Source organism: Armatimonas sp., from assembly GCF_964826245.1.
The window spans coordinates 1-6436 of record NZ_CBAYMC010000242.1; the positions used below are offsets into that span (position 1 = coordinate 1).

The 6436-nt window shown below is 58.5% G+C and carries 9 protein-coding genes; 6 read left to right on the plus strand and 3 right to left on the minus strand.

Features of this window, described 5'->3' with window-relative positions; all coding sequences use genetic code 11:
* From AC1XOS_RS18405 to AC1XOS_RS18420, 4 genes are all read left to right on the plus strand, one after another.
* Positions 1-180, plus strand: a 180-nt coding sequence (locus tag AC1XOS_RS18405; RefSeq protein ID WP_481963676.1) for a hypothetical protein, incomplete at its 5' end; no start/stop codon positions are given.
* Positions 181-303: 123 nt separating this feature from the next.
* Positions 304-1317: a LacI family DNA-binding transcriptional regulator gene (locus AC1XOS_RS18410; RefSeq protein ID WP_481963677.1), complete on the plus strand. Its 1014-nt coding sequence runs from the start codon at positions 304-306 to the stop codon at positions 1315-1317.
* Positions 1314-2168 (plus strand): DUF1559 family PulG-like putative transporter, encoded by an 855-nt coding sequence (locus AC1XOS_RS18415; RefSeq protein WP_481963678.1) that lies wholly within the window; start codon positions 1314-1316, stop codon positions 2166-2168. Before AC1XOS_RS18410 ends, AC1XOS_RS18415 begins: the two co-directional genes overlap by 4 nt.
* A 30-nt stretch (positions 2169-2198) precedes the next feature.
* Complete coding sequence (locus tag AC1XOS_RS18420; protein ID WP_481963679.1) at positions 2199-3743, plus strand: FAD-dependent oxidoreductase; 1545 nt, start codon at positions 2199-2201, stop codon at positions 3741-3743.
* Between the two features lie 3 nt (positions 3744-3746).
* Here the strand turns inward: AC1XOS_RS18420 and AC1XOS_RS18425 are convergent, their stop codons facing one another.
* Together AC1XOS_RS18425 and AC1XOS_RS18430 are read right to left on the minus strand one after the other, a co-directional pair.
* On the minus strand, positions 3747-4190 hold the full coding sequence (locus AC1XOS_RS18425; RefSeq protein WP_481963680.1) for a VOC family protein: 444 nt from the start codon (positions 4188-4190) through the stop codon (positions 3747-3749).
* Between the two features lie 37 nt (positions 4191-4227).
* Complete coding sequence (locus tag AC1XOS_RS18430) at positions 4228-4476, minus strand: hypothetical protein (RefSeq protein ID WP_481963681.1); 249 nt, start codon at positions 4474-4476, stop codon at positions 4228-4230.
* 127 nt (positions 4477-4603) lie between these two features.
* Here AC1XOS_RS18430 and AC1XOS_RS18435 point away from each other — a divergent pair, with 127 nt between their 5' ends.
* Both AC1XOS_RS18435 and AC1XOS_RS18440 read left to right on the plus strand, forming a co-directional pair.
* Positions 4604-4960, plus strand: coding sequence for a hypothetical protein (locus AC1XOS_RS18435; protein ID WP_481963682.1), 357 nt, complete (start codon positions 4604-4606; stop codon positions 4958-4960).
* A gap of 73 nt (positions 4961-5033) precedes the next feature.
* Entirely contained in the window at positions 5034-6104 is a 1071-nt protein-coding gene (locus tag AC1XOS_RS18440) for a glycoside hydrolase family 172 protein (protein ID WP_481963683.1), read from the plus strand.
* A gap of 114 nt (positions 6105-6218) precedes the next feature.
* On the opposite strand, the gene AC1XOS_RS18445 is transcribed toward AC1XOS_RS18440, so the two are convergent.
* Positions 6219-6436 (minus strand): hypothetical protein (locus tag AC1XOS_RS18445; RefSeq protein ID WP_481963684.1); only part of this gene is annotated, 218 nt, incomplete at its 5' end.

Below are 6436 nucleotides of genomic sequence, written 5' to 3' on the forward strand. Positions count from 1 at the left end.
AAGAAGACCGGCGTGAGGTTTGCTGACTACGGTGCCGATGTGGTCTGGGGCGTTGCCAATGGCCGCCTGACCAACATCAATCAGACTTTCCGTGACAGCAGAACGGGATGTAGTGTCACCAATGCTGCTGGAGCGATCAACTGCCCTGACAATGCGGTGACGCTTCCCGCCGCGTTCTAAGATCGTTTCTCTACCATCACTTAAGAAAGACACCACGACTTCCTCGTGGTGTCTTTTTTTGTTCTTGACATATTAAGAAAGGCTTGGTAACCTGGGTTAGTAACTCGGGTTACAAAGAAATCAATGGGCAAAGCTGTTACCATTAATGACGTTGCGCGCGAAGCGGGCGTCTCGAAAACCACGGCGGTGTTTGTACTAAACGACCGTCCTGGCTTCAGCGCGGCTGAGGGGACTCGCCTCCGTGTTCGTAATGCGGCGCAGAAACTCGGCTACCGGCGTAGCGGACTGGCACGGGCACTCTCCACCGGACGCATCTATACCGTGGGGGTGGTGCTACGTATGGACGATAGCCACTTGTACTCGGTCTATGCCAAAGATGTTCTGGCAGCAATGGCGCGTGCCTGCCGCAGTGCGGGGCTCCGCCTTACTTTTATTCCCTTTCCTGCGGAAGGGGGCCTCATGGTTGATGAAGTCGTGGACCATCGCGTAGATGGTCTGGTGCTGGTTTCGCACTACGCCGATGAGTTCGCAAGACTGGTCTATGCCTCGCGCTTTCCAACCGTTAGCTTTGGCTCGGGCTACGCGGAGCGGCTGGTAGGGATGGATCAGTGCGGCGGCGTTCGGGAAGCCACTCGCTATCTCATTGACCTAGGCCACCAGCGTATTGTGCATGTCTCCGGAGGGCATCCTGGGAGCCGAGCCTTTGAGGAGCGACGTGCAGGTTATCTGGCCGGGATGGAAACCGCTGGGCTAGTGCCTCACTGCTACTCGTTTACTGAGGCACGTGCTAGCATGCAACTTGCCCCACAAGAGCGCCCCACGGCATTTGTGACCTACAACGACGATATTGCCTGGCAGCTTACTGTGACCGCACGGGAGCTAGGGCTTCGTGTCCCCGAAGACCTCTCGATCATCGGCTTTGACAACAACGTGCTGGCGGAGACCGCTGTCCCGCCGCTTACCACCGTCGAGAACCCTCTCGATGCACAGGCCGAAGGGGCGCTTAAAGTGCTCCAGTGCCTGTGGCAGGGCAAGGAGCCGCCCGCAATGGCCCCGCTCGCCACCCGCCTGATCCACCGCCAGAGTACGGCGGCTCCCCCAGGTTTATTATCTCCACTGAAGGACCCCACGCAATGAAAAATCAACGCGCTTTTACCCTAATCGAACTTCTCGTCGTGATCGCCATCATCGCGATTCTCGCCGCTATCTTATTTCCCGTCTTCGCCCAAGCAAGAGAGAAAGCTCGCCAGACAAGCTGCCTCTCCAATACCAAGCAGATTGGTATTGGCCTGATGATGTACACCCAAGACTATGATGAAACTCTGCCGGGCAATCATAACGGTCTCAACGGTAACAGTGGTGCCCCGCATGGCTGGCCTGGGGATTCTGGCTTTACCAATGCCGCAGGCACCCAAAACCCTCTTGGCTTCATGACTCCCGAGACTGGAGCAGGCTCACCCGTACTGCGTAACTGGGCACGCGATATCTATCCCTATGTCAAGAACCTACAAGTCTATCTCTGCCCAAATGCGACACCACGCTCAGGAGGAGCAGGCGGGGCAACCTCAGGCTACCGTGAGACCAACATACCAGGAGGAGGCAACCTCAGCTACCTGCTCAACGGCATTGCGGCCAGCAAGTCTCTTGCCGCGATCCCCGCACCTGCGGACATTATATTTCTCCAAGAGTACAAGTACAAGACCCGGGTCTCGCATGTACGCCCCTGTCTAGCAACCAACTCCACAACAGTCTATAACCAGTTCAACCATCAGTTTTACGACTACCAGCACTCTGGAGGCACCATCTTGCTCTACTGCGATGGTCATGCGAAGTTCAAACGTAAGTCTGCGATCCGGTTCAGTGATTTTGGAGCCGATATGAGCGCACAGCCCAACCCGAACCTCACCTTTACCGACGAGGCACTGGGGTGCTCCGTGGCAGCAAATGCTTGCCCACAGAACAACCTCGGGTTCACTGGTGCTTTCTAAAGCGTAAACCTTTGGTATAGTGGGGACGTTATGACAACTCAAGACATGACGTCCCTTTTTTATTGGAAGCCTCCCACGCTGGCGCAGAAGCCACACACACGCCACGCAGATCTCTGTGTCTACGGTGGCACGGCAAGTGGGGTGATTGCAGCGGTGCAGGCGGCGCGGCTGGGGCTGCACGTGGTCTTGCTCGCACCGGAGCGGCACATCGGCGGGCTCACGACGGGTGGGCTTTCCTACACCGACACTGGGCGTAAAGAGGCCATTGGTGGCCTGGCGCGTGAGGTCTATGCCCGGATTGGCGCGAAGTACGGGAAGACAGAGGAGTGGAACTTCGAGCCTCATATCGCCGAGGAAGTGCTCACGGAGCTGCTCGCCGAGGTTAGGGTTCAACCCTATTTCGGGCAGTTCCTCGCATCCGTCAAGAAAAATCGGGGGCAGCTTGTCTCCGTCACCACCGAAGAGGGGCTGACAATCGAGGCGGCGGTGTTTATAGACGCGACCTATGAGGGCGATCTTATGGCAAAGGCGGGCGTAAGCTACACCGTGGGCCGTGAGAGCAACAAAGTCTACAGCGAGACCATCAACGGCTACCAGATCCGCGACAAGCACCAGTTCTTAAAGCCCGTCTCGCCGTATATGATCGAAGACGACCCGAAAAGTGGCCTGCTTCCTGGCATTCAAGCCAAGCCACTTGCGCCTGGCAGCGGCGACAAGAGCGTCCAGGCATACTGTTTCCGCCTCTGTCTCACCAAGACACCGGCCAATAAAATTCCCTACCCCAAGCCCGTCGGCTACGACAACAAAAACTACGAGCTACTCACACGCTATATCAAAGCGGGGGCCAGTGAGTTTTTCAATAAGTTCGATCCGCTGCAAAAAGGCAAGTTCGATAAGAACAACCACGGTGGCTTCTCAACCGATTTTATTGGGGCCAATCATAAGTACCCCGAGGCGGGCTATGCCGAGCGGGAGAAGATCTTTCAGGAGCACGTGCGCTACCAGCAGGGGCTGATGTGGTACATGGGCAACGAGCCGAGTGTCCCTGCCGAGCTGCGGGAGCGCTGGAGTGAGTGGGGGCTCTGCCGGGACGAGTTTCTGGAGACGGGCGGCTGGTCGCGCCAGCTCTATGTTCGTGAGGCCCGCCGCATGGTCACCAGTGTCGTGATGACGGAGAGCCACTGTAAGGGCAAGCTCAAGATCGAGGACTCGGTGGGGCTGGGGAGCTACAACATGGACTCGCACAACTGCAACCGCGTGGTCGTGGACGGCTTTGTGAAAAACGAGGGCGATGTGCAAGTCAGCACCCCGCCGTACGCCATCTCCTACCGCTCCCTTGTCCCCCGCCAGCGCGAGTGTAAAAACCTCTTCGTGCCCGTCTGCCTCGCGTCGAGCCACATCGCCTACGGCTCGATTCGCATGGAGCCGGTCTTCATGATCCTGGGGCAGTCATCGGCGCTTGCGGCTTGGCTCTTTATCGAGAACGCCTACCCCTCGGTGCAAGAGATCCCCTATTCTGAGCTCGAAATCCTTCTACGCAAAGCCCGGCAAGTGCTGGCCTGGAAGCCGCGCTAGCTCCTACTGGGTCGCGAAGAGCTGGCCATTAATATCGGCAAAAGCCTTGAACTCCAGCGCGTTGCCGGTCGGGTCCATCAGGAACATCGTCGCCTGCTCCCCGACCTCGCCTTGAAAGCGAAGGTAGGGCTCGATCACAAACACCACGCCGCGCTCTTTCAGCCGCGCCGCCAGCGCCTCCCAGACGGGCAGCTCTAAGACTACGCCGTAGTGTGGCACCGGCACACCATGACCATCCACGCCGTTGTAGTGCGCCGTGAGCTGGCCGTCCTTGCCCAGATTCGGGTTTAAGTGACAGACAAACTGGTGCCCAAAGAGGTTAAAGTCTACCCAGTGCTCCGCACTGCGCCCCTCTGAGCACCCTAAAGTGCCTCCATAAAACTCCCGTGCCTCGGCGATATCGCGCACGGGAACCGCAATATGAAACGGTGTGAGCGTTGTTTTCATGGTTTTCATCGTTTTATAGAGGCAAGTGTACCCGCTTTTACCCCATGATCTGCCACTCCGCGATCACATCACGAACACCCGCCCGCTGGCGCAGTCCTTTAAGAAGGGCATCTCGCTCTGCGGAAAATGTCTCCTCATGGCCACGCATCGGTCGAACACGCCCGTAGAGATGAACCACGCCGTGCAGGCACTGAACCTGCACCTCACCACAGTCCACGCTATGCCGCGCCATCTCGGTGCGGACATGGCGGTTGTTCTCTTTCGCCTCTGTTTTTTTGTTACCCAAGGGGTACCTCTTTGTCTGCACCTTATAAAAACAAAAAGCGCACCGGCTTCCAGAGCCAGTACGCAAAGATGCACCCTCACAGTACCACAGTTTTGTGCTTGGGGAAGCAAGGTGATATAAGCAGTCTATGGAACAAGTAAGACTCGTATTGAAGCTGGCGCACTTTATCTCCTGGGCTGCGCTTTTTGGGGGCGTGTTGACGCTCTCCGGAGCCACCGAGAAGAAGCTCGCCGCCAGCGCCGTCTGGGGCGCACGCCTCGCGTTTGTGACGGGCCTGTTACTTATCGGGATCAAAGAGATGCTGGCCAAGAGCCCCGGTGCCGACCCTGTCAACCACATGAAGGTCGGCATTAAGCTACTACTTGGTCTCGCCGTGGTAGGGATGATCGAAGCGAGCCGCAAAAAAGGTCTCAGTGGCGGAATGCACCTAGGCGTTATTGCGGTCAGTGTGCTGGCGATTGCCGTGGCGGTGTTCTGGAAGTAGGTTGCATCCCGGTCTCGCACTACTCGACCACCCTTCGGCAGGAAATGCTCTGCTCAGCCGCGAACCTTGCTCTATGTTTAACGGACTTGGAATGAACCTCGGGAACCTCTCCCGGCTCTCGATGGCAAAGACGCGCTCGATCTCCCCAGAGAACTTCACGGGCGAAAAGGGCAAGGGTGGGATGTCGGAAGACGGCCCCGCCAAGGAGTGTGCTCGCGATCTCGGTATCGGCTGGAAGCTCAGCCCGTATGTCAAGATCGCCGCGGGAACCACGTTTACACTCGCCGAAATAGACGGCCCTGGTGCGATCCAGCAGATCTGGATGACCCCGACCGGCAACTGGCGCTACTCGATCCTGCGCTTCTACTGGGACGACGAAGAGACGCCGTCGGTGGAGTGCCCCGTCGGGGACTTCTTTGCCAACGGCTGGTGCCAGTACGCCCACGTCAACTCGCTGCCGGTCTGCGTCAATCCCGGCTCGGCGTTTAACTGCTACTGGGAGATGCCCTTTCGCAAGAAGTGCCGCATCACGCTGGAGAACATCGGCTACGACGAGATGGTGCTCTACTACCAGATCAACTACACCCTCACCGAGATCCCCGATGACGCTGCCTACTTCCACGCGCAGTTCCGGCGCACCAACCCGCTTCCGTACAAAGATGTCTATACGATTCTCGACGGCGTGAGCGGCCACGGGCAGTTTGTCGGGTGCTACATGGCCTGGGGCGTCAACAACACCGGCTGGTGGGGTGAGGGCGAGATCAAGTTCTTCCTCGACGGCGACGGTGAGTTTCCCACGATCTGCGGCACCGGCACCGAGGACTACTTCTGCGGCTCGTACAACTTCGATAGAAACGGCCAGTACACCGAGTTCTCGACTCCGTACGCGGGCCTTCCCCAAGTCATTCGCGGCGACGGTGCGTATAAATGCCAGCAGCGCTTCGGACTCTATCGCTGGCACATCATGGACCCCGTGCGCTTCGAGTCTGATCTCAAAGTCACGATCCAAGCCCTCGGCTGGCGCAGCAAGCACCGCTACCTGCCCCTCCAAGACGACATTGCCTCGGTCGCCTTCTGGTACCAAGCCGAACCCCACGCCCCGTTCCCGGCTTTGCCGGATCGCGATTACCTAGAGGTGATCTGAACCCATCCCCCCGGCCCCCTTCCCTGTCCCAAGGAAGGGGGAGGTAGGAAGGGGTTTTACCCTCCCTGCTCTGAGGGAGGGTGCCGAGGGACGAGGCGGGTGGGTTCAGGCTTGCTAGAGCGCCATCCGATCCCGGCGGGGGAGTTTTTGGTTGAGGAGGGCGAGCGGCCAGAGGAGCCAGAGCGGGAAGCGAGGCATCTCGCCCGAGGGCTTGATGCGGGCGCAGAGCATTCCCAGGAGCGCTGCGGCTCCAGCGTCTTTGGAGCGACCGCCGACAAACGACGCCAGCCAGAGTCCTTGCCGGAGCCAGGCGCGCTCGTACTGCTGTTTTT